Here is a 23,829-nt window from a genome sequence, read left to right on the forward strand (position 1 = left end):
CTACTCTTCCTCAGTCTTACGCTGACGAATATAGAGGTAAACGGTATGCTTAGATATATTTAAGCGATCCGCCACACGGTTAATGGCATCTTTAATATCAAAGATTCCTTTATCATACAGTTCCATAACGATCTGACGATTCTTGGTATTGTTAGATACCATCTTGTCCGCATTCACTTCATCGATAGTTCGTTCTACTGTTTGGTCCACCAGCTCTTCTACATCACTAGCAAAGTTTACTGATGATGCAGCAGCCTCTGCTTCTTCTGTTGGCATGAACGAGTGCAATACTTGAGAGAAGGGGGCGTCTAGGTTGACGTTAATACACAAAAGACCAATGACTCGATTATCACCATTACGAATAGCTACCGTAATGGACTTCATCAACACTCCACCTTTAGCGCGAGTAAAGTAAGAACGAGAAAAATTACGCTCAGAACCTTCAATGTCTTTTAGCATTTTCAATGCTAAGTCGGTAATAGGCGAACCGACTTGACGACCAGTATTTTCACCATTAGCAATGCGAATTGCAGAGGTATTGAGATCCTCTAGAGAGTGCAGAACGATCTCACAGAATTGTCCAATTAAACTCGCTATGCCATCAACCACAGCTTCATAAGAACGCAGAATGATCTTGTCATGTTCCGTGAATGGCTTCACATCAACGGATTCCAACTCTAAAAGCGATTCAGTATCAAGAGTTTCTGTATTCACGCGCTTATCCATGTTTAAAATTCAAATATTAAGTCAAAGTTTATCAGAATATTTGAGAAAAGAGAGTGCTGGCTGAATCAACACCACAATATTCTGATCTGAGTCATAAATAAAATACAAAAAAACCGAGGCAAGCCTCGGTTTCATAAGTGTTTTTTAATTGTTACTGAGCCGCTGGAGCTTCGATATCCAATAGCTCAACTTCAAACACTAGTGTTGAGTTCGCAGGGATAGCCGGAGACTCTTGGTCACCGTATGCAAGCTCTGGTGGAATCACGAACTTGTATTTAGAGCCCACTTGCATCAGCTGAACGCCTTCAGTCCAACCAGGAATCACTCGGTTAAGAGGGAATGTAGCAGGTTCGCCGCGCTCAATTGAGCTGTCGAATTGAGTACCGTCTGTTAGTGTGCCTACATAGTGGACTTTAACAACATCGGTCTCTTTAGGAGTTGCGCCATCGCCTTGCTTCTCTACTTGGTAAAGAATACCCGACTCTGTTTGCATTACGCCATCTTGTTTAGCAAATTCTGTACGGAAATCTTCACCTGCTTTGATTGCAGCTGCTGATTTCTCTGCTGCTTGAGCTGCCATTTGCTCACTGACACGAGCATCAAGAGTTTCAAGCGCTTGACGGATCTCATCTTCGTTAAGACCTGCATTACCACCAAACGCATCAGTAATACCTTTAAGTACCATCTCATCGCTCAGTTCAATGCCTATTTCTTGAGGTTTCTCTACACTTGCTTTTAAGTAAGTAGCGAACGAAACACCGATTGCGTATGCCGCTTTATCATCGTCAGAGTTAAATTGCATTGCAGCTGCTTCTGTTGGAGCTGCTGCAGTTTCTGTCTTTGGTGCTTCTTCTTTTTGACAACCTACTGCTAGAGCAACAGTTGCTGCAAGCAGAGAAAGTTTTAGCATTGGTTTCATTGAGTTCTCCAAATCATGGCTTCGCCATTTGCTACGAGCACTTTTTAGTGCAGATTATTTATCGTTAATCTTATTAAAATTAACAAATTACAGATCAGTGTACGAATTATAATTGCGTCTAGACAACTATTAATTGTCATTTCTAAGTAAAATTGCGAGCGATGGGCTTTTAGACACAGTTATTTATAATAGTTCCCTAAAAGATGAAGGGAATGCTGATCTGGGGTAAACTGCGAGCCATTATCGACTTTATAGGCTCGCTTTGATGTCCGACACGACTGAAATTTCTACTTTAATTCAGCAACTCAATCAAAAGATTGATGACCTTGAGTGCAAAGCTGCATTCCAAGAACAAACTATCGAAGAGCTCAATGATGCCCTTAGTCAGCAACAAATTCTTATCTCGAAGATGCAACACCAGATGAAGTATGTTGTCGGTAAGGTTAAGAATATTGACGGCTCTAATCTAGCGGATCCAACAGAAGAAACGCCGCCTCCTCATTACTAAAGAGGCAAATAGAAACATTGAGCCACTATTTATTCGTCAGCATAGATTTTCACGGTAATAGCGCCTTGAGCATCAATGCTGGCGCGATACATCCCTGAACTGTTCATTGCAAAATGAATATCGCCCTTAGAGTCCAAGGCAATCAATCCACCTTCTCCACCCATTGCTTCTAGCTCACCATGAATGACCTGCTCACTAGCAACGTGTACATCTTCTTTAAGATAACGCATTCGCGCGGCAAGATCTGATGCTACCGTTTTACGGATAAAGTACTCACCTACACCTGTCGTCGATACCGCTACATTGCCATTTTCAGCGAAGGTACCCGCACCAATTATTGGACTATCACCTACCCGACCAAATTTTTTGTTGGTGACACCGCCGGTACTTGTTGCCGCTGCAAGGTTACCAAAGCAATCTAACGCAACCGCACCTACAGTGCCAAATTTCTTATCGTCAGGATACTTACTCTCAGATAAAGCGAATATGCCCTTTTCTTTCATGCTTTGTAGCTGTTGGCGTCTGCGCTCTGTGACAAAGTACTCTTCATCTAGAAATTCAAAGCCTTGAGAGTCCGCAAATCGGTGAGCACCGTCCGCGATCAAGAAGACATGATCGCTGTTAAGCATCACAGCATTGGCAAGCTCTATGGGGTTTTTTATGCCTTTAATTCCAGCAACAGCACCTGCATTGAGGGCTTTTCCGTGCATAATTGAAGCATCCATTTCTATTGATTCCTCATGCGTTAAGACAGAGCCTTTACCTGCATTAAAATGAGGAGAGTTTTCCATCACTTTGACCGCTGCTATTGTCGCATCTGCAGCATCGCCATTAGACTGTAAAATCTCATACCCTGCACGAACGGAAGCCTCTAATACAGCAAGCATCTCTTGTTTAAGTTGTTCGCTCATTTTACTGCGTAATATGGTGCCTGCTCCGCCATGGATGGCAATACTGATTGGTGGTTGCATAACATTTCCTTCGTCTTAAAACCAAAAAAGCCCCCCACTAGGTGGGAGGCTCATTATAGCGAAACAATTTTAAAATGCGCTTATCGCACATTAAGGTTGTAAAAACCGATTATTGGTTAGAGCAGCAGTCGTCGCCTTTGCCGCAATCGCCTTTGCCACCACAACATTCATGATCATCACCGTGGTCATGATCGTGGCCGCAACCGCCTTCTTTGTGAATGTGACCATGTTCGATCTCAGACTCAGTTGCTTCGCGGATAGCTACCACTTCAACATCAAAAGTAAGAGTTTGGCCAGCTAGCATGTGGTTACCGTCAACGACTACTTCATCACCATCTACTTCAGTGATTTCTACAGGGATTGGACCTTGGTCAGTATCAGCTAAGAAACGCATGCCAACTTCGATTTGATCAACGCCTTGGAAAACATCAGCAGGAACACGTTGAACCATAGCATCGCTATGCTCACCGTACGCTTCTTCTGGAGTTACCGTTACACTGAACTTGTCACCAGTAACACGGCCAGCAAGTGCTTTTTCTAAACCAACTACTAGGTTGTTGTGTCCGTGCAGATAATCCAATGGTGCATCAACACCCGCTTGATCAACAACTACGCCTTCTTCAAGTTTTACTTGATACGCTAGGCTTACTACTGAGTTATTGTCGATTTTCATAGTCACTCCAAAAAGTTGGTCATTCAACTGTTCAAAAAAGAGGCGCAATAATACAGACTAACCTCTGTTATGGCTAGCGCTTAATGCTATTCAGGTTTAAAGATCCCTATTAGGTCTTGCTCACCCACTTTCTCTTGCTGATCGGCTGGAAGACGCTGCTCTTTGAAATCGCAGCTAACACACTCTACCCATTCAACATTATTCTCTTCCCACCAGCGCAGGCTATCGGTATCACTGCACTCTGGGCAAGCTGCACCTGCAATAAATCGCTTCTTAATCTTCATCTTTTTTATTCCAGTAATTGCTCGATTGACGCTCATTCTCTATTTCCCGGTCAAATATCTCTTCTAGCTCTTTACGTGCTTCTTTGGCTCGCAGGGCTAAATTACTCTCATCGCTATGTTGAGGGAGCAACTCTTTCAACATAGTGTTATCCAATTTGTTGAAGTGCTTTTCTGCCCGAGAGGCTTGGTGGGGATGCATGCCAAGAGCAACTAGCAGTTGCCGTCCTAGATCGAGAGCACCTAGGAAAGTTTCTCGGGAGTAGCTGGTAACACCATGATTCAGCAGTTGATAAGCCTCAACGCGACTTCGAGCACGGGCTAGTATCTTGAGGTGTGGGAAGTGTTGCTGACACAGTTCCACCGTTTGGATAATCTCATCCGGATCATCGGTACACAGCACTATCGCCTCTGCGTTATGTGCCCCTGCGGCCCTCAACAAATCAATATTAGTGGCCTCTCCGTAATACACCTTGTACCCAAACTTGCGCAATAGCTTTATCTGGCTGGCATCACTTTCTAAAATAGTGATCTTCACCTTGTTGGCATACATCAATCGCCCGATCACCTGACCAAATCGACCAAACCCAGCCACTATGACTCTCGGTCTACGGTCCTGAATCTGTTCATGAGACTCGGTGTCTTCTAGTGTGTTAATGCTGCGTGAATACACCCAAGTCTGCACTTTAAGAATCAAAGGCGTAGTCACCATAGATAGGCTCACTACCACTAGCAAGAAACTAACCACAGGCAACGAAAGCAATCCGAAGCCCAACGCTGCGGTAAATATGACGAAGGCAAACTCTCCCCCTTGACTAAGAATCGCCGCCATTCGACTTCGAGATTTGGATTTTGTACCAAATAGTCTCGCCAACACATATAAGATCAGCCCTTTTGCCGTGACTAATCCGGCAACAGTCGCCAATATCAATAATGGATTCTCTATTAACAAACCCAAATTAACGGACATGCCTACAGAGATGAAAAACAGGCCCAGTAGTAACCCTTTGAATGGCTCAATCGTGATCTCTAGTTCGTGCCTGTATTCACTCTCAGCCAAAAGCACTCCGGCTAAGAATGTTCCCAGAGCCATAGATAAACCAAGGTGCTGCATAAACACAGCAATACCAAACACTACAAGCAGCGCTGCAGCAGTAAACAGCTCACGGGTGCCAGTAGAAAGTACAAACCTAAACAAAGGTCTTAGCAAAAAGTGCCCCGCTACCAACAAAGCAACCACCGCAGATAGCTTTAGGCCCACATCAACCCAATTACCTGCCACCTCGCCCGCAAGCAATGGCAATAATGCCAGCATAGGAATGACAGCAATATCTTGGAACAGCAATACGGCAAAGCCTGACTGACCCGTTTCGGTGCCAGCTAACCCTTGTTCATCTATAACGCGCAGAGCAATGGCGGTAGAGGACAATGCCAACCCCATACCAATAGCAAGACTACTCATCCATGACTGCCCAAGTAGGTAAGCCACCATAGACAAAAATAAGGTTGTCACTATGACTTGAGCGCCACCTAAGCCCAATATGGGCATCCGCATGGCCCATAGTTTTTTCGGGTTAAGTTCCAAGCCAATCAAAAACAGCAGCAACACTACCCCTAGTTCAGAGAAGTGCAGTATTGCATCGACATCACTAATCAGGGAGAACCCCCAAGGACCAATGACCACACCCGCCAGTAAATAGCCTAAGACACTGCCCAAACCAAGGCGTTGTGCCAATGGGACGGCAACGACTGCTGCACCAAGAAACAGCACTCCACTTTCAATAAGCTCGTTATTCATGGCCATCGGTGTACTCCTCCAAAGTAGGACCCGTAGCAAAAGGATCAGATAGCCAATGCCTATATTGAAGAGCATGTTCTTCACGAGTGATATCTGATACCGTTCTCGACCAATATAAAACTAATGGCTCAATCCAGTTCATCTGGCAAAGCGCCGCAGTCAACTCAAAGGGTTGGAGGATCTGTTCTAGAGGATATTTATTGTACCCTCCTGGAGAAAACGCCGACTTCTGTCCACCTGTAGTAATCACACTACGCCAATGCTTATCTTTCAAGGCGCATTGAGAGCCAAAAGCAAATCCTTTATCTAATACTCGATCCATCCATTCTTTAAGCAGAGATGGGCAAGAATAAAGAAACATAGGGTGCTGAAACACAATCAAGTCATGCTCGAGTAAGCGTTGATGCTCAAGGGCGATATCAATAAAGAAATCAGGATATTCAGCATAAAGGTCATGCACAGTGACATTTGGGAGATCTTTTATTTTTTCGATCATGCACTGATTAGCAACCGAACTGTCTGGTTCGGGATGAGCGTAAATAACGAGTACTCTTGGGATATTAGACGGGTAAGCAGACAGCTTTGTCATTCCTTGACACATTCCTTAACTGTTACATTACGTTTATCCTATCACGCCAAGAGATCGACTTTTACCCCTATTCCACCTAATATGCGAGCCAACATATTTGATTAACGCTCAGCATTCTCATGATTACGATTTCAGACATTCAATTATTGCGCGGAGGCAAAGCCCTGCTGCAAGACGCTTCTGCCACAATTCATCCCGGCGACAAAGTCGGCCTTGTTGGAAAAAATGGGTGCGGAAAATCGACCCTATTTGCTTTGATGAAGGATGAGCTCAGCATTGATGCGGGTGATTTCAAGCAGCCAAAGCATTGGGAGTTAGCCTGGGTTGCACAGGAAACACCCGCTCTTGAACGCACAGCAATTGAATATGTAATCGATGGTGACAGAGAATATCGCCAACTAGAAGCTGACTTAGTTCAAGCAGAAAGTGACGACAACGGCACTAAAGTTGCCGACCTGCACGGTAAAATAGAAACCATAGGTGGCTATTCTATCCGTGCTCGAGCGGCTGAACTGCTCGATGGTTTAGGTTTTTCTCAAGCACAAATGGAGTGGAATCTAACTCAATTTTCTGGTGGTTGGCGTATGCGCTTAAACCTAGCACAAGCACTGCTTTGTCGTTCAGACTTGCTGCTTCTTGATGAACCCACCAACCACTTAGACTTAGATGCGGTAATGTGGCTGGAGCGCTGGCTGCAAAACTATAGAGGTACCTTGGTACTGATTTCCCATGACCGGGATTTTTTGGACCCTATCGTTGGTCGTATTATCCATGTCGAAAATCAGGATCTAAACGAATATACGGGTAACTACTCATCGTTTGAAACTCAGCGCGCGCAAAAGCTAGTACTGCAGCAAGCTATGTATCAGAAGCAACAAAAGCAGATGACACATATGCAGAGCTATATCGACCGCTTCCGCTATAAAGCCTCTAAAGCACGCCAGGCACAAAGTCGAATCAAGGCACTTGAAAAGATGGAGCAGGTTTTACCCGCTCAATTTGATAATCCATTTAGTTTTGAGTTTCGCGAGCCAACCGCTCTACCCAACCCTATCGTGATGATGGACCAAGTATCAGCAGGTTACGATGATACTTTGATCCTCGATAAAATCCGCTTGAATCTAGTTCCTGGTAGTCGCATTGGTTTATTAGGGCGCAACGGTGCTGGTAAATCCACCTTGATAAAATTGCTGTCAGGTGAGTTAGCATCAAAAAGCGGTGAACTTACCTATTCCCAAGGCGTGAAAATAGGCTACTTTGCTCAGCACCAGTTAGAAACTCTTCATCCTGAAGAAACGCCTTTGCAACACCTGATGCAAATTGCCCCTAACCATACAGAGCAACAGCTTCGTGATTTCTTAGGTAGCTTCGGCTTTCAGGGAGAAAAAGCACTCGATAAAGTAGCGCCATTCTCTGGAGGCGAAAAGGCCCGCTTAGTATTGGCATTGCTAGTTTGGCAAAAGCCTAACTTACTGCTTCTCGATGAGCCTACCAACCACCTTGATCTTGATATGCGCCAAGCTCTCACCCTAGCTCTGCAAACCTTTGAGGGTGCAATGGTGATTGTAAGCCACGATAGATACTTGCTACGCGCAACCACTGATGATCTTTACCTTGTGCATGACAAACAGGTAGAACCCTTTGATGGTGACCTGAGTGACTACTATAAGTGGCTAACAGAACAGCAAAAAGAAATCAAAAAAGCGCAATCAAAGGAAGTGGTTAAATCGAGCGTTAATTCCGCATCAGCCAAGAAAGACCAGAAAAGAAAAGAAGCGGAGTTTCGTAAACTCACCGCACCGATTCGCAAAAATATCACAGCTTTAGAAAAGAAAATGGATAAGCTCAACAGTGTGTTAGAACAATGCGAAGAGCAACTGGGTGATACCGAACTGTATCAAGCAGAAAATAAGTCTAAACTTACCCAAGTGCTTAGCCAACAGGCTAGCACTAAGTCAGAGCTTGAGGATGTGGAGATGGAATGGATGACCGAGCAAGAATCCCTTGAAGAAATGCAGGCTAATCTCGACGCAGAATGAACAACAACACGCCGAATAATAACCTAACCATTGAGAGCTTATGGCAATTCAGTTTGCAGTACTACTCGATGCGGGAGATAAAAGAGGCGTGTCTCAACCTGCAAAATCACTTCCATGGTAACGTAAACTTACTACTGGCATTAAAGTGGCTTGATGAGCACAGGCTGACTTTCCCGTCCTCTCAATGGCCTCAAGTAATACAAAGCTTGGGGCGCACTGAAGCCTTGTTGCTTCATTTTCGTGAACTAAGACGTAAAAGTAAGCAACACCTACCTGAATCACTATATAGAGACTCACTGCAATTCGAGTTGCAACTAGAGCGCCAGCAACAAGCTGACATCATAGACATTATTCATCGAATTGAACTCAGCAAGGTGGAAGCGCCGCACCTCGTAGACGACTATTGTCATCAACTAGGAGCTGAGCATTTAGCTGTTATCTTCAATAAGCAAAGACTATGATGAAAACCTTCTCTCCCTCTTGGGCAATGACGAATCCTCACCTTCAGACTGTCATGCCACGGTTTATTCGCAAACAGCCGCTATTCACACCTATATGGGAAACCTTAATCACACCAGACAATGACTTTATTGACCTAGCCTGGAGTCACGATTGGCAGTGTGATTTAGTCACCAATAAACCGATTTTCATCCTATTTCATGGTCTAGAAGGAAGCTTCAATAGCCCTTACGCACACGGCTTGATGCATTCTTTCGCTGAGAAAGGATGGCTGTCGGTAATGATGCATTTTCGAGGCTGTAGTGGTAAACCGAATAAACAAGCTCGTGCTTATCACTCTGGTGAGACTGAGGACGCTAGGTTTTTTCTCGAGCACCTTAATCGTCGATTTCCGAATAACCCTAAGGTGGCTGTTGGGATCTCTTTGGGTGGAAACATGCTAGTTAATTACTTGGCTCGCTATGTTGATCAACCGCTTATAGATGAAGCAACCATCATATGCGCCCCTCTCGATCTCGCGGCCTGCTCTCGACGTATCGAGCAAGGACTCTCAAGGGTCTATCATCACTATCTGCTAGATTCTTTGAAGCAGACGGCTTTGCAAAAGATTCACTTATTGGAAGAGGCATTGGAGATCGATGTAGATACCGTAAAGAACATGCGATTCTTACATCAGTTTGACAACACCATAACGGCTCCACTGCATGGCTACGCCAATGCCAGCGACTACTATACTCGTTGCTCCGGGCTTCCAAAGCTAAATAGCGTAACTATTCCCATTAACGTCATTCATGCCAAAGATGACCCATTTATGACCGATGAAGTCGTCCCTAAATTCAAACTGAATAATAATATCGACTATCACTTGGTTCCAAACGGGGGACATGTTGGCTTTATTGGTGGCACATTTAAGAACCCCTATTTTTGGTTGGAGGTGGCTGTGCCAAGCTTTTATGATAAATTCACCTCCCAGACATATTAATCTAATAAGCATTAACCATGATCGTACCTTGGAAAGAAATCGCTCCTGAAACACTAGATAGCCTGATAAGAGAGTTTGTTTTAAGAGAAGGGACAGACTACGGAGACGTAGAGATCTCGCTGCAAAATAAGATTGACCAGATCAAATGGCAATTGCAACAAGGTACCGCTGTTATCGTTTATTCCGAGTTGCATGAGAGCATCGATATAAAAGTGAGCCACGACGCAAAACTCTTATAAGCACTCAACCATTAAATTCGATTTGTATACAATTTACCTCAATACATTCACAAGACAAGGAAAGTCATGTCAGCCAAGCACCCCATCATAGCGGTAACAGGCTCTTCAGGAGCAGGAACCACCACTACATCAGAAGCCTTTCGCAAAATGTTCAACATGATGAATGCAAAGGCCGCCTGGGTTGAAGGCGACAGCTTCCATCGTTTTACTCGTCCAGAGATGGACGTGGCTATTCGAAAAGCGAAAGAACAAGGTCGACATATTAGTTACTTTGGTCCAGAAGCCAATGACTTCCCTGCATTAGAAAATTTCTTCAAGGACTTCGGAGAAAAAGGTGAAGGAAAGGTGCGTCGCTATCTGCATACATTCGATGAAGCCGTACCATACAATCAAATGCCGGGCACCTTCACTCCATGGCAAGAACTGCCACAAGAAAGCGATGTACTCTTTTATGAGGGCTTGCATGGTGGGGTCGTAGACAGCACTTGTAATGTTGCTAAGCATGTAGATCTACTGATTGGCATGGTGCCTATCGTTAACCTTGAATGGATTCAAAAGTTTGTTCGCGATACTCGCGATAGAGGGCACTCTCGAGAAGCGGTCATGGATTCGATAGTGCGCTCAATGGACGACTATCTAAATTTCATTACTCCACAGTTTTCTCGCACACATATTAACTTCCAGAGAGTACCAACTGTCGATACCTCAAATCCACTGAACGCCAAAGGAATTCCTAGTTTAGATGAAAGCTTTGTGGTCATTCGTATGCGTGGTTTTAAGAATGTTGACTTCCCTTATCTATTGGCAATGATCGATGGCTCATTTATGTCTCGTCACAATACTTTGGTTGTTCCAGGAGGAAAAATGAGTTTTGCTATGGAATTGATTATTCGCCCCATCCTGCAACAACTGCTAGAGACGGGGAAGATCGGTTAAATTTGAACCTGAGTCGCACTCTTGTCTCAGAGTGTGATTGAGGACACGGTTTTGCTTGTAAAATCGACAACTCAAGCCGATCAAAATCAAGAAATGTACTTAAAAAAAAGATACTATTCGTACTGAAAAAATTTGAAGTAGTAGCAGCAACTACACCCCGCTCCCTTTATAAGGTGAGGTCAGGGAACATAATTATACTCGCTGAGAGAGGAAGATAAGAATATGGTTTTAGGTAAACCTCAAACAGATCCAACGTTAGAATGGTTTTTGTCACATTGCCACATCCACAAATACCCTTCAAAAAGCACACTGATCCATGCTGGTGAAAAAGCAGAAACTCTTTACTACATCGTTAAAGGTTCTGTAGCCGTACTGATCAAAGATGAAGAAGGGAAAGAAATGATTCTTTCTTACCTAAACCAAGGTGATTTCATCGGTGAGTTAGGCCTTTTTGAAGATGATCAAGAGCGTACTGCTTGGGTACGTGCGAAATCTCCTTGTGAGGTTGCTGAAATCTCATTTAAAAAATTCCGTCAGCTTATTCAGGTTAACCCAGACATCCTAATGCGTCTTTCTTCGCAAATGGCTAATCGTCTGCAAGTAACTAGCCAGAAAGTAGGTGATCTTGCGTTCCTAGACGTTACTGGTCGTATCGCGCAAACTCTACTTAACCTAGCGAAGCAACCTGATGCAATGACTCACCCAGACGGCATGCAAATCAAGATCACTCGTCAAGAGATTGGTCAGATTGTCGGTTGTTCTCGTGAGACAGTAGGCCGTATCTTAAAGATGCTTGAAGAGCAGAATCTAATCTCTGCACACGGTAAAACTATTGTGGTTTACGGCACTCGCTAATCCACACTAAAGTAGCCAGATATAAAAAAACGCTGTCATATGACGGCGTTTTTTATAGCTTCGAGCTGAGAGCTAGTTACCTAATTATTTGTGCTCTCAAAGATCTTGTCTGCTGACGCTTCAACAAAGCCTTGATATAGGTTTCCTGCAGACATCTCATAACGTTTGGCAAACTCATAGAAACCGCCAGAAATAAGTTGGACACCATCAGAAAAAACAACTTCCACTTTATCTGCCATTGTCGACGATTGCTCTAGCAATACCTCAGGACAACCTTTCACCTCTCCGCCAGATGCATTAATAGCAAAGTGATTATCCTTCAAAAAAGCGTTAACCTCAGAGACGTCTTCAAACTGAGCCAATTGATTGACGCTCACTGTAAAATGATTCGCGCCAAAACCATGGGCGGCTACCCAAGAAGCATATTCACTCTCTTTAGCTAGACGCTGGTAATCATCAAAATTCACATCCCACAATCGACCACCATGCAAAAATGCTGAATCTTGTAATTTACTTGGTTCAATCTGATCTGTGAGTTTTTTTACTATCGATTGCAACTCACTTGAACATTGCTCAAGCTGCAACTGGCTAATGAATACCTTAGGCATAGTAGGGTCTGGGTGCTGATAGTGCTTAGCAACTAACTTTTTCGCTTTAAAGACATAATCACCACCTTCTTGATAACCCAGTTCGATAAATGGCTTTGCCAATACCTCAAGAGCTATGGATGAACAATTGAAAGTACGTAGCGCAATGTGATCATTGATCAACGCCTTATCTTGCTTCAATAGCTCGTGAATGATGTGCGACGACGGACAAAGTCTGCCATTAAAATCACTCCACAGCTGGTCAAATAGCTTTTGGACACCCATAACCCTTCCTTGATTGAATTAGTCGAATTGAATACCTGGAGACAGTGTCTCTGGCATTATTGGTGCATCTCCTGCTATCGAAGCCATCGGATATGCACAGTAATCAGCTGCATAGAATGCACTTGGACGAAGATTACCTGACGCTCCAGGGCCACCAAATGGCGCATCACCGCTCGCGCCTGTAATAGGACGATTACGATTGACTATACCTGCACGTATTTCATCTGAGAAAAGTTCCCACTGCGTATCGTCAACAGAAATCAGACCGGCCGAAAGACCATATTTAGTGTTATTTGCAAGTGTAATAGCCTCAGCAAAGTCGTTATAGCGGACGACCTGTAGCAAGGGTCCAAAATACTCTTCATCAGGCAGGAGCGCTATGTCAGTAACATCTAAGATACTCGGTTCGACAAAGGCATTATCCAACAGGTTACCATCCAACAAAGGCTTGCCACCAAGATCTATCAGCGACTGTTTCGCTTCCATAATCTGCTCTGCGGCTGTGCGTGAGATAAGTGTGCCCATAAAGGGCTGCTGCTCAGAAAATGGCTGGTCCATCTTTAACTGAGCGGTCACTTTCACTAGTCGAGCTATTAACTCATCACCCGCATCACCTTTTGCGACATACAAACGCCTAGCACAGGTACATCTTTGCCCCGCACTAATAAACGCGGACTGTACTATAGTGTGAACCGCAGCATCCAACTCACCGAAATCTTCACCAACAATCAACGGATTATTCCCGCCCATTTCCAGTGCCAGCATTTTTTCAGGTTGCCCAGCAAACTGGCGGTGGAGGATATGACCTGTATTCGCACTACCGGTAAATAAAAGCCCATCAATATTTGCAGAATCAGCCAGCGCAATACCAGTATCTTTACCGCCCTGAACTAGATTAATGATCCCATTAGGTAAGCCCGCCTCATGCCAAAGTTTCACTGCTAGCTCGCCACACAGAGGGGTTAGATCTGAAGGTTTAAAGACGACTGTATTTCCAGCCAATAACGCAGGCACGATATGCCCGTTAGGAAGGTGCATAGGGAAATTATAAGGACCAAACACCGCCAGTACACCCAAAGGCCTATGCTGTAAGGTGACATCGTTACCAGCAACCTGCTTGTGTTTTGTACCGGTTCTCTCATGGTAGGATTTAATCGATAGCGCTATCTTGCCTGCCATCGCTGCGGCTTCGGTACGGGTCTCCCACAATGGCTTTCCCGTTTCTTTCGCTACCGTCTCAGCAATCAGCTCTGCATTTTCTTTAACTAGCTCGGCAAAGCGCTGTACGATTTTCTCACGCTGTTCAAAAGAACATTTTTTCCAGCTCAAAAACGCATGTCGCGCACTTGAAACGGCCAGTTCTACCTGTCCTTTGCTAGCAGAGTGACCCTGCCAAATGACTTCATTATTGTAAGGAGATAAGGAGTGTACATCATGGCCTTGCCCTGAGATCCACTCACCCGCGATAAAATGCGTTTCCATCTAATTCGTCCTTGTTGTTCTGTTTATACGGCCGCCATCCGAACCCAATCACCATTCTCAACTTGAAGGGCGCTTGCGACTTTAGGGCTGATAATGACACTTTGAGTTTCAGCATCAAATGCTGCTTGTTGAGCGACTGCTCTGAAATTCTCAAACGATGTATTACTAATGAGATAGTTGGTAGAACTACCGTGCTCTGCAATCGACACTTGAGCCCTAAAGGAATGACGTACAGTATCAATATTGCGTAGGTCACATTCCACCGTTGGGCCTGCATCAAAAATATCGACATAGTCTCTGCAGGTGAACCCCTCGTTCTCAAGTAATTTCAATGCTGGGCGGGTATTATCATGTACCTCACCAATGACCGCCTGCGCTTCTTTACTCAACAGATTAATGTAGATAGGCAGCTTAGGCATCAGGTCAGCAATAAAGCCTTTTTTGCCGATACCAGTGAGGTAATCGGCCATTGTGAAATCGATAGAGAAGAAGTGTTCTTGTAACCACTCCCAGAAAGGAGAGTTGCCTTTTTCATCAGAGACTCCTCTCATCTCTGCAAAAATGGTCTTTGAGAAACGATGAGGATGCTCCGCTAGCATCAAGAAGCGACACTTAGACATCAATCGACCATTCAATCCACCACGAAATTTAGGGCGTAAGAACAAAGTGCAGATTTCACTGCACCCAGTATAATTGTTGCCAAAAGTCAGTAGCTTCACGACATTATTTACGCCCAGTTTTGGCGACGAATGTACCACCTTGCTGATATGATAAGAATAGAACGGGACATCCCAGCCTATCGAAGCTTCAATACCCGTAGTACCTGCCACTTCACCAGTATCACAGTCAGCACCGACCATAAGATAGCCTTCATCGCCAGGTCCAGTCACCTCTGGTTTTTGAAAACTACTCACCGAGTGGTTAATTCTATTCGTTAGCAATTCTTCATTGACTGGCAAAGAGGTAAATCCGTGACCAGACTCTTCTGCGCACAAGTGCAAAGCATCGTAATCATCCTTTAAAATTGGGCGTACTACTAACATCCCACTATCCTCCTGATAGAAAATTACGCGTTGTATAACTTAGCGATAGCCGCCTCAAATCTTGCAAATCCTTGCTTGATTTCCTCTGGTGTAATCACTAACGAAGGAGTGAAACGAACCACACTAGCTCCAGCAATAAGCACCATTAGGCCTTCTTCGCCTGCAGCGACTAAGACATCACGAGAACGACCTTTCCATTCATCGTTCAGTTCAGCGCCAAGCAACAAGCCCTTGCCTCTAATTTCAGCAAAGATTGGGTACTTAGCGTTAATACGCTCTAACTCCGCACGGAATAGTCCTTCACGCTCTTTTACACCTTGAAGTACATCAGGCTGAGAAACATGACTAACAACAGCTTCAGCAACAGCACAGGCTAATGGGTTACCGCCGTAGGTCGAGCCGTGAGTACCAATTTTAAGGTGCTTAGCCAGTTTTTCTGTAGTTAGCATAGCCCCAACAGGAAAACCACCGCCAAGAGACTTAGCGGTGCTCAAGATATCTGGTGTTACTCCCAAACCTTGGTACGCATAAAAGTCACCGGTGCGACCATTGCCCGTTTGTACTTCATCGAAAATCAATAGTGCATTGTGCTTGTCACACAGCTCGCGGACAGTTTGTACAAACTCTGAAGTTGGGGCAATGATGCCGCCTTCACCTTGTAGAGGCTCCATCATTACGGCACAAGTTTCATCTGAAATAGCAGCTTCGAAGGCTTTAATGTCGTTGTATGGGATATGATCGATATCACCAGGCTTAGGACCAAAGCCATCTGAATAGGCAGATTGGCCTCCTACGGTTACCGTGAAGAAGGTACGCCCGTGGAATCCTTGATTAAAGGCAATGATCTTAGATTTTTGCTCACCAAACTCATCCACTGCATAACGACGAGCCAGTTTAAGTGCAGCCTCATTGGCTTCTGCGCCGGAGTTAGCAAAAAAGACCTTGTCTGCAAAGCTCAGCTCGACCAACTTCTTAGCCAAACGCAAAGCGGGCTCATTGGTCATTACATTACTGAGGTGCCATAATTGATTTGCTTGCTTCGTAAGTGCCTCTACCATCACTGGGTGACAATGTCCTAAACAACTCACTGCAATACCACCAGCAAAATCAACGTATTCTTTATCTTGCTGATCCCAGATTCGCGCCCCTTCACCTCGAACTGGAATTATCGCCATCGGGTTATAACAAGGGACCATAACTTCATCGAAGTCTTTACGCGTTACATCTGTCATTTCTGCACTCCTTTTATGCATTCCCCTCGCAATTAAAAAATTCGCTATTTATGCATTGCTGGAGACATTTCCTCTGTACAGGCATTGTATTTACAATTTATTAACCATTTCAAGAGAAAAATACGCTTAAATAGGCTAATTTGCCGTGCGAAATGTGAGCAGTGTGACGCTATTCGAGCAACAAATAGAAAAAGTGATCATATTGCATAACAAATCTAGTTTTTAACTCAAATAGGTAACAACAATGTTATGCAAGGAATTTCAATAGATATGCTTTATGTTTGAGGGATACGAGCAAGGAAGTTAGCCAGGATTTCATGACCCTGTTCTGTTTTTATTGATTCTGGATGAAACTGCACCGCCTCAACTGGCAGGGTCTTATGACTGTAACCCATAATCTCTTTTTGTTGCCCGAGATCATCGAGAGTCCAAGCGGTTACTTCAAGACATTCAGGAAGGGATTCTTTCTCTACAATCAAAGAGTGATAACGCGTCACCGTTAACGGATTATTAAGACCAGAAAATACACCCGTATTGGTATGTTGTATTGGGGAGGTTTTACCATGCATGACTTTATCAGCGCGAATCACCTTTCCACCAAGTGCTTGAGCAATAGCTTGATGACCAAGGCAGACACCCAGTAAAGGTAGCTTCCCCATAAACTCTTGAATCACTTGAAGAGAAATACCCGCTTCATTAGGGGTACAGGGGCCCGGAGAGATAACAATAGCTTGGGGTTGAAGAGCATGGATGTCGGCAATGGTGATTGCATCGTTACGAACGACTTTGGTTTCACACCCTAGTTCACAAAAGTACTGATATAGGTTGTAAGTAAAGGAGTCATAATTATCAATGATCAACAGCATGCCAGAATCCAAACTAAAAATGCCACCACCTTGACGGCGATGGCATTCTATCACAACTTATTTGACCAAAGGGCTCTTATACCAATCGTACTAAATAACTGTTCACTCTAGCGGGTTAAAACGGACGCTTTACGAAGCCAACCGCATCAAAAACCTTATCCAAAGTCACTGCAGCCTTCGCTGATGCTTTCTCTGCACCTGCTTTCATTACTTCGTTTAAGTACGGCATGTCTTGACGAATACGCTGGTACTCAGACTGGATTGGTTCAAGCATAGCGACAACAGCTTCACCTACATCTTTCTTAAAAGGACCGTACATTTCAACGCCTTGGTATTGCGCTTCGATCTCAGCAAAGGTTTTACCTGTCGCTGCAGAGTACAGTCCCATTAGATTCGCAATGCCTGCCTTGTTCTCGATATCATGAAGAATACGAGGTGGGTTATCTGGATCCGTTTGCGCTTTGTTAATCTTCTTAAGAATAGATTTAGGCTCTTCAAGAAGGGTGATAACGTTCTTGCGGTTGTCATCAGATTTAGACATTTTCTTAGTCGCATCTTGAAGGCTCATTACACGAGCATTCACCGTTGGAATGTACGGTTCAGGAACTTGGAAAATTGGCGCGTCCGGTGTGCTGTAGATGTTATTGAAGCGGTTTGCGATATCACGAGCTAACTCGAGGTGTTGCTTCTGATCGTTACCCACTGGAACTTGATGCGCACCGTATAACAAAATATCTGCTGCCATTAATACAGGGTAATCATACAGCCCCACATTAACATCATTAGCGTAGCGCTGAGATTTGTCTTTGAATTGTGTCATGCGGTTTAGCTCACCCATTTGGGTGTAGCAATTCAGAATCCAGCCCAACTGAGCATGCTCAGGTACATGAGACTGAACAAACAGCGTGCTTTTCTCTGGTGTTACGCCTACAGCAAGACAAATGGCAAGTGCGTCTAGCGTTGCTTCGTGCAAAGCCTTTGCGTCTTGGCGAACGGTAATAGCATGAAGGTCAACAACACAGTACTGGCAGTCGTAATCATCTTGCATCTGATGCCACTGACGCAAAGCACCAAGATAGTTGCCAATGCTTAATTCACCAGACGGCTGAACACCGCTCAACACTATTGGTTTAGTGGTCATGATAATTACTTCCTCAATACTTCTAGAATAAAAATTTTATACGATAAAGCAGTGTACTCATCGATGAGTATATTGGAAGGAAAAAATAGGAAAATGAACCTAAGTTGAGATTTGATACCAATCACATTAGTGAGTATTCAGAAATGCTACGAGAAAAACACTCGAGAACAAGGCTGAATTTTTCGATAAGTATTATTCTACAATCAAAAATTCTAACGCCGTTATCGAGTGTTTTAGCCAGCTAGAATAACCAATTGCTTAGTACGATTGGTATTCAGCTCATTACTACATCTTAATAGTGAGTAAGTAACTCAGGCAATTGGGAGAGATCTTGAATCAAATGATCTGGGTTAGCTAACTCAATAGGCTCGCCGTGATTATAGCCATAAGGCAAAGCAACAGACATCACTCCAGCGTTCTTAGCTGCCAAGATATCATTTTTGGAATCGCCGATCATGATCATCTCTGAATGAGAAACCTGTTGTGTACTCATTAGGTGTGTCAGTGGCATAGGGTCTGGTTTTTTCTTAACCAAACTATCGCCTCCTAATACATCAACAAACAAATGAGCAATACCGTGCTGTTCAAGAATTTCTGGCACAAATTGGTACGGCTTATTGGTGATGATGGCTAATTGATAGCCTGCCTGCTGCAACGCAATTAACGACTCTTTCACTTTGGGGTACAAGGTACTTTTCGAATGACCACACTCAGCATAAAAGCGGTCAAAATGTACTCTCGCTTCGCGTTTGCTTTCTTCCGTCAAGCTCGTATCAATTTCAATGCTTTGACTCAATGCACGTGCAGAAAGGATATCAGCGCCGTTACCCACCCACTCTCTCACTTGAGCTTCTGATACGCCTGGACGTTCCATTGCTTTCATAGCAAGGTCTAAAGCAGCAGCCAAATCTGGAACACTATCAAGTAGCGTTCCATCAAGATCAAATGCAAGAAGCTTAATATTATTTGACGACAAGTTATTTCACCTTAGCCAGTTCAGCGCGCATTTCATCAATGACTTCTTTGTAATCTGGCTGATTGAAGATAGCCGAGCCTGCAACAAACATATCTGCACCCGCTTCAGCAATCTCACGAATATTGTCTACCTTTACTCCACCATCAATCTCTAAGCGAATATCGCGACCGCTCGCGTCAATACGCTCACGCACAGCTCGCAGTTTATCCAGAGTATTCGGAATAAAAGACTGCCCACCAAAGCCAGGGTTTACTGACATTAGCAAGATCATATCAACCTTATCCATGATGTAGTCCAAGTGAGAAAGTGGTGTCGCAGGATTTAATACCACGCCCGCCTTACAGCCATGCTCTTTGATGAGTTGCAAAGTACGGTCAACGTGCTCGGAAGCTTCAACGTGGAAGGTAATCATGCTTGCGCCAGCTTTTGCAAATTCAGGAACGATAGCATCAACCGGCTTAACCATTAGGTGAACGTCGATAGGTGCCGTAATTCCATAGTCTCGCAGTGCCTTACAAATCGGGGCACCAAAGGTCAGGTTTGGAACGTAGTGGTTGTCCATCACATCAAAATGCACTACATCGGCGCCGGCTGCGAGCACACGCTCAACATCTTCACCTAAACGAGCAAAATCTGCGGATAAAATAGATGGAGCAATTAGAAAATCGGTCATACCTGTCCCCTGTATAAGGCGTTCAATTTGCGCGCAATTCTACAAAAGCAAACGATAAACTAAAAGGACAAATTTGAAATGATTATGATTGTTGCGACAATAGAAGAAAAATTAGCCTGTGCGATTAAACAAAGCCAGCAATTCATCCACCTTATTTCGTCCTGCGCCATTGCGGCTGATAGTACGCTTAACCTTAACCACATTCAGCTCAGCGCCGTGATATAAACGACGAGTTAGCATGGTATCGTGATTGGAGATCAGTACAGGTATGCCACGCTTGGTTGCCGTACGCTCTGCAACATCAGCCAAAGCCGCTTGATCATCCAAAGAGAAACCATTACCCGAATAGGTAGTGAAGTTTGCTGTCGTCGATAAAGGAGCATATGGAGGATCGCAGTAAACTACACTCCCCTTACGAGCACGCTTAAAGGTTTCTAAATAACCCTCACAGACAAATGTTGCCTTCTTCGCTTTCTCGGCAAAGAATTCTAGCTCTTGTTCCGGGAAATAAGGTTTTTTATAAGAACCAAAAGGAACATTGAATCCACCCTTCTTGTTGTATCGACACAGGCCATTAAAACCAAATCGGTTCATATACAGAAAAGCGACAGAGCGGAAAAGAATGTCATCAGTAGCATTGAACTGTCTACGAACTTCCAAATACACCTCTTTTTGGTTGTATTCAGGCGTAAACATTCTCCTAGCCTCATTGATATAAGGCTGCGGATCATTCTTTAATCGGTTATAAAGATTAATAAGATCTGGGTTAATGTCTGCTAGCAAGTACTGCTCGTAGTCAGTATTTAAGAAAACCGAGCCTGCACCAACAAAAGGTTCAACCAGCTTTTTTGCTTGTGGCAGATGACGCTGAATATCTTCAACGAGTCCATATTTACCACCTGCCCACTTTAAAAAGGCACGTTGTTTTTTCATTGCTGGTCTTCACTACCCATAATTTATACGACGCGGAATGTAACATAAAACGAAACTCATCTCAGTGTTATTTTCCTGCTTCAATCTCTTTATGTACTTGTGTCATCGACTTAACCCAAGGTCCTATCTCTTGAACCGCTTGTGGCAGATCGGCAATACCTTGACTAGCGAGCTTCACATATCGATAGTCGCCGTAGGTAATGATGTACCATTTCTTACCTGAACGAAGTGTAGGATAGATTCGAGCGTCATCTTGCATTTGGTGGGTATCAAGGAAGGATTGGACCTCTCGCATGGTTCTCAAAGCACCAAGTTGGATCGTGTAGCGCTTCGCACTTATTTCCATTAACTCCTCTCTAGCAAATGAGAAGTTAATTGCGTTGCTTGTCGGTTTGTCTTCACTTTTTGTTACAGATTCAATTTGATTCGAAGGCGGCTTCACAACTTGAGATTCTGTTTCAATTAATGAATCAACAACTTCATCAGGAACAACCACTCGGTGCCTGCCATTGCTATTATCCGCCAAGGTCACCGTTTGATCAGTCACAGGAGGAGGCAGTTCCTTGGTATCATCAGTAAGCGTCTCTCGTTCCCTAACCGAAAAATCCACAACTTCGCTGCTCTCACCAGATAGTGATGTATCCTTTTGACTTTCTGCACTTTCAGACGACGTTATTGAAACGGGATCACTGCCTGAAGGCTTACCTGAACCAGAGAGTAACCACCAAGCGATGAGACCTAATAAGATCACTAGCAAGGTAATAATAACACCAGATTTGGCAGAACCATTGTGCGAAGGCAAGACTGGTTTAGTTGATTTCACTTTATTTCCTAGTGCAATAAGTTCGCCTGGGTATCGAGCACACCGTTGCGCTTTTTTGCGGATCTTATCTCGTTTATTGAGGCTTTCGAATTTTCGAAGCACCATCAACTCTAAAAAGAACTCTGCCTCACTCTGGCGAAGCGGTTCGATTTTAAGCTCTGCTGGCTGCACATTAAATTGTCGACTTAGTGGCAACACTTTCTTACTTAACAAGTCAGGGCCACACGCCAAAATCAAACTCAATGTCCAAGTGGGATGAGCTTGTATGCGTTCGACCAAGCTCCAAAGTAGAAGTAGATTTTCTTCTGATAATAAGCTGGCGTCGTCAACTAAGATAACAAACTCAGTGGTCTGCAATCCTAGTTCATTATCTAGATTATCAAAAAGACTGAGATTGGCATCGATTGTGCTATTAGGGATAAGTTGCTGGAATATTGCTTGCTTGATGTCCTGTTCAGACCAAGAAGCATCACCTAACAGCAGCGCTTTATAACGAGTAGAAACGAAGTGTGAGAAATAACGGTTGAGGAGCCAAGATTTTCCAGCTCCCCTTGCGCCAGTAAAAGTAACGAGATTTGAACCAAATCGAGTCATAAGGCGCAACTTATCTAGTAGTTGCGACTGAGACTGTAATTCTAATGTTCTTGTCTGAGCCTTGCTCATCAACTATCCCTATGCGTTACTTTACTCTCGCCCGTCCTCAATTGCTTGGTAGACATGGTCTAGGTCAATATCGCTTACAACCTTAGAACTACCAATTGCATCTGGTAAAACTAAGCGTAGACGACCTGATAAAACTTTTTTGTCTCGCATCATATGCTTCATAAAGTCTTCACCTGACATACTCTCAGGAGTGTGAACAGGTAAATGACAAGCTTCCAGCAATGATTTGATTCTATCTACATCAATAGAACCAAGCATACCCGCGTGAGTTGCCGCCCTTGCGGCCATCACCGTGCCGGAAGACACAGCCTCACCGTGTAGCCATTTACCATAGCCCAATTCAGCTTCAATAGCATGACCAAAAGTATGACCCAGATTCAATAATGCTCGAACACCAGACTCTTTTTCGTCTTGAGCAACTACATCAGCTTTAATTTGACAGCAGTTCGCTATGGCTTTGATGATTGATGAGTTTTCCAATGCCGTTAAAGACTGAATATGCTGTTCAATCCACTCAAAGAAAGGCTTATCAATAATAATGCCGTACTTAACGACCTCTGCCATGCCAGCGGCAAACTCTCTGTCAGGAAGGGTTGCTAAAGTATCGATATCAATGATCACTGACTTTGGTTGATAGAAAGCACCAATCATATTTTTGCCTAGAGGATGATTGACTGCCGTTTTACCACCAACGGAAGAATCCACCTGAGACAATAGAGTGGTTGGGATCTGAACGAAATCAACACCTCGCTGATAACATGCAGCTACAAAACCAACTAAGTCACCAATAACGCCGCCGCCCAGTGCCACCAAAAGCACATCACGGCTGTAATTTTCCTCTAGTAAAAAGCTCATCACGTCATTGAATGTATCCAACGATTTGAACTGTTCACCATCAGGAAGTTCAAGCACTCGAGTTTTACACCCTAGCTCAACAAATTGATGCTTAACTTTTTCAGCGTACAAAGGACCTACAGTTGTATTAGTGATAATGACAACTTGTTGTTGTGACAGGTCTTTAGATGATGGGAAAAGATTTGAAAAGAGGGCTGGGTCACCCAATAACCCAGCGCCAATTGAAATCGGGTAGCTTCGCTCCCCTAAACTTACCGTGATCCGTTCCATGGGATGCACTCCTCAGTAAGATTAA

At 44.0% G+C, this 23,829-nt stretch carries 25 protein-coding genes; 7 read left to right on the forward strand and 18 right to left on the reverse strand.

The features are described 5' to 3' along the window. Together OCU48_RS12080 and fkpA are read right to left on the reverse strand one after the other, a co-directional pair. Positions 1-726, reverse strand: a complete 726-nt coding sequence (locus tag OCU48_RS12080) for a helix-turn-helix transcriptional regulator (protein ID WP_141345685.1) — start codon at positions 724-726, stop codon at positions 1-3. 151 nt (positions 727-877) lie between these two features. Next, the gene (gene fkpA / locus OCU48_RS12085) at positions 878-1,645 is read right to left on the reverse strand and encodes an FKBP-type peptidyl-prolyl cis-trans isomerase (RefSeq protein WP_141345684.1); all 768 of its coding nucleotides are present in this window, start codon (positions 1,643-1,645) and stop codon (positions 878-880) included. Between the two features lie 265 nt (positions 1,646-1,910). Between fkpA and OCU48_RS12090 the strand changes: the two genes are divergently transcribed. After that, positions 1,911-2,153 (forward strand): SlyX family protein, encoded by a 243-nt coding sequence (locus OCU48_RS12090; RefSeq protein ID WP_208727148.1) that lies wholly within the window; start codon positions 1,911-1,913, stop codon positions 2,151-2,153. Between the two features lie 29 nt (positions 2,154-2,182). Here OCU48_RS12090 and OCU48_RS12095 read toward each other — a convergent pair whose 3' ends face one another. From OCU48_RS12095 to kefG, 5 genes are all read right to left on the reverse strand, one after another. Then, complete coding sequence (locus OCU48_RS12095) at positions 2,183-3,124, reverse strand: isoaspartyl peptidase/L-asparaginase family protein (protein ID WP_141345683.1); 942 nt, start codon at positions 3,122-3,124, stop codon at positions 2,183-2,185. 109 nt (positions 3,125-3,233) lie between these two features. Then, positions 3,234-3,797, reverse strand: coding sequence for a peptidylprolyl isomerase (gene slyD, locus OCU48_RS12100; RefSeq protein ID WP_141345682.1), 564 nt, complete (start codon positions 3,795-3,797; stop codon positions 3,234-3,236). A gap of 86 nt (positions 3,798-3,883) precedes the next feature. Further along, positions 3,884-4,081: a YheV family putative zinc ribbon protein gene (locus tag OCU48_RS12105; protein WP_141345681.1), complete on the reverse strand. Its 198-nt coding sequence runs from the start codon at positions 4,079-4,081 to the stop codon at positions 3,884-3,886. Beyond that, the gene (kefB, locus tag OCU48_RS12110) at positions 4,071-5,882 is read right to left on the reverse strand and encodes a glutathione-regulated potassium-efflux system protein KefB (RefSeq protein WP_141345680.1); all 1,812 of its coding nucleotides are present in this window, start codon (positions 5,880-5,882) and stop codon (positions 4,071-4,073) included. The genes OCU48_RS12105 and kefB overlap by 11 nt, the downstream gene beginning before the upstream one ends. Beyond that, entirely contained in the window at positions 5,869-6,465 is a 597-nt protein-coding gene (kefG, locus tag OCU48_RS12115) for a glutathione-regulated potassium-efflux system ancillary protein KefG (protein ID WP_141345679.1), read from the reverse strand. The genes kefB and kefG overlap by 14 nt, the downstream gene beginning before the upstream one ends. Positions 6,466-6,584: 119 nt before the next feature. On the opposite strand from kefG, the gene OCU48_RS12120 reads away from it, so the two are divergent. The 6 genes from OCU48_RS12120 (at position 6,585) to crp (ending at position 11,975) form a co-directional block, all read left to right on the forward strand. Continuing rightward, on the forward strand, positions 6,585-8,504 hold the full coding sequence (locus tag OCU48_RS12120) for an ABC transporter ATP-binding protein (protein WP_141345678.1): 1,920 nt from the start codon (positions 6,585-6,587) through the stop codon (positions 8,502-8,504). Beyond that, positions 8,501-8,965 (forward strand): TIGR02444 family protein, encoded by a 465-nt coding sequence (locus tag OCU48_RS12125; protein WP_141345677.1) that lies wholly within the window; start codon positions 8,501-8,503, stop codon positions 8,963-8,965. The genes OCU48_RS12120 and OCU48_RS12125 overlap by 4 nt, the downstream gene beginning before the upstream one ends. Then, entirely contained in the window at positions 8,965-9,945 is a 981-nt protein-coding gene (locus OCU48_RS12130; RefSeq protein ID WP_208727150.1) for a hydrolase, read from the forward strand. The genes OCU48_RS12125 and OCU48_RS12130 overlap by 1 nt, the downstream gene beginning before the upstream one ends. Before the next feature lie 17 nt (positions 9,946-9,962). Further along, entirely contained in the window at positions 9,963-10,184 is a 222-nt protein-coding gene (locus OCU48_RS12135; RefSeq protein ID WP_141345675.1) for a YheU family protein, read from the forward strand. 66 nt (positions 10,185-10,250) lie between these two features. Continuing rightward, positions 10,251-11,120: a phosphoribulokinase gene (locus tag OCU48_RS12140; RefSeq protein WP_017029448.1), complete on the forward strand. Its 870-nt coding sequence runs from the start codon at positions 10,251-10,253 to the stop codon at positions 11,118-11,120. A gap of 222 nt (positions 11,121-11,342) precedes the next feature. Further along, positions 11,343-11,975 carry a cAMP-activated global transcriptional regulator CRP gene (gene crp, locus OCU48_RS12145; RefSeq protein WP_017029447.1) on the forward strand — a complete coding sequence of 211 codons (633 nt, stop codon included), beginning with the start codon at positions 11,343-11,345 and terminating at the stop codon, positions 11,973-11,975. A gap of 80 nt (positions 11,976-12,055) precedes the next feature. Here the strand turns inward: crp and OCU48_RS12150 are convergent, their stop codons facing one another. From OCU48_RS12150 to aroB, 11 genes are all read right to left on the reverse strand, one after another. After that, positions 12,056-12,847, reverse strand: coding sequence for a DUF1338 domain-containing protein (locus OCU48_RS12150; protein ID WP_141345674.1), 792 nt, complete (start codon positions 12,845-12,847; stop codon positions 12,056-12,058). A gap of 18 nt (positions 12,848-12,865) precedes the next feature. Beyond that, positions 12,866-14,329 carry a succinylglutamate-semialdehyde dehydrogenase gene (gene astD / locus OCU48_RS12155; RefSeq protein ID WP_141345673.1) on the reverse strand — a complete coding sequence of 488 codons (1,464 nt, stop codon included), beginning with the start codon at positions 14,327-14,329 and terminating at the stop codon, positions 12,866-12,868. Positions 14,330-14,352: 23 nt separating this feature from the next. Continuing rightward, positions 14,353-15,372 (reverse strand): arginine N-succinyltransferase, encoded by a 1,020-nt coding sequence (astA, locus tag OCU48_RS12160; RefSeq protein WP_141345672.1) that lies wholly within the window; start codon positions 15,370-15,372, stop codon positions 14,353-14,355. A 23-nt stretch (positions 15,373-15,395) separates the two neighbouring features. Then, positions 15,396-16,604 (reverse strand): aspartate aminotransferase family protein, encoded by a 1,209-nt coding sequence (locus OCU48_RS12165; RefSeq protein WP_141345671.1) that lies wholly within the window; start codon positions 16,602-16,604, stop codon positions 15,396-15,398. A gap of 275 nt (positions 16,605-16,879) precedes the next feature. Then, complete coding sequence (locus OCU48_RS12170) at positions 16,880-17,470, reverse strand: aminodeoxychorismate/anthranilate synthase component II (RefSeq protein ID WP_141345696.1); 591 nt, start codon at positions 17,468-17,470, stop codon at positions 16,880-16,882. A gap of 115 nt (positions 17,471-17,585) precedes the next feature. Continuing rightward, positions 17,586-18,611 (reverse strand): tryptophan--tRNA ligase, encoded by a 1,026-nt coding sequence (gene trpS, locus OCU48_RS12175; RefSeq protein ID WP_141345670.1) that lies wholly within the window; start codon positions 18,609-18,611, stop codon positions 17,586-17,588. 292 nt (positions 18,612-18,903) lie between these two features. Next, complete coding sequence (locus tag OCU48_RS12180) at positions 18,904-19,587, reverse strand: phosphoglycolate phosphatase (RefSeq protein WP_141345669.1); 684 nt, start codon at positions 19,585-19,587, stop codon at positions 18,904-18,906. A 1-nt stretch (position 19,588) separates the two neighbouring features. Continuing rightward, positions 19,589-20,260: a ribulose-phosphate 3-epimerase gene (gene rpe / locus OCU48_RS12185; RefSeq protein ID WP_141345668.1), complete on the reverse strand. Its 672-nt coding sequence runs from the start codon at positions 20,258-20,260 to the stop codon at positions 19,589-19,591. Between the two features lie 111 nt (positions 20,261-20,371). Continuing rightward, the gene (locus tag OCU48_RS12190; RefSeq protein WP_141345667.1) at positions 20,372-21,193 is read right to left on the reverse strand and encodes a Dam family site-specific DNA-(adenine-N6)-methyltransferase; all 822 of its coding nucleotides are present in this window, start codon (positions 21,191-21,193) and stop codon (positions 20,372-20,374) included. 67 nt (positions 21,194-21,260) lie between these two features. Next, positions 21,261-22,679 carry an SPOR domain-containing protein gene (locus OCU48_RS12195; RefSeq protein WP_141345666.1) on the reverse strand — a complete coding sequence of 473 codons (1,419 nt, stop codon included), beginning with the start codon at positions 22,677-22,679 and terminating at the stop codon, positions 21,261-21,263. A gap of 21 nt (positions 22,680-22,700) precedes the next feature. Next, positions 22,701-23,804 (reverse strand): 3-dehydroquinate synthase, encoded by a 1,104-nt coding sequence (gene aroB / locus OCU48_RS12200; protein WP_141345665.1) that lies wholly within the window; start codon positions 23,802-23,804, stop codon positions 22,701-22,703. Positions 23,805-23,829 lie beyond the last annotated feature (25 nt).

The organism is Vibrio inusitatus, from assembly GCA_024346935.1.
GTDB classification, from domain to species: Bacteria; Pseudomonadota; Gammaproteobacteria; order Enterobacterales; family Vibrionaceae; genus Vibrio; species Vibrio inusitatus.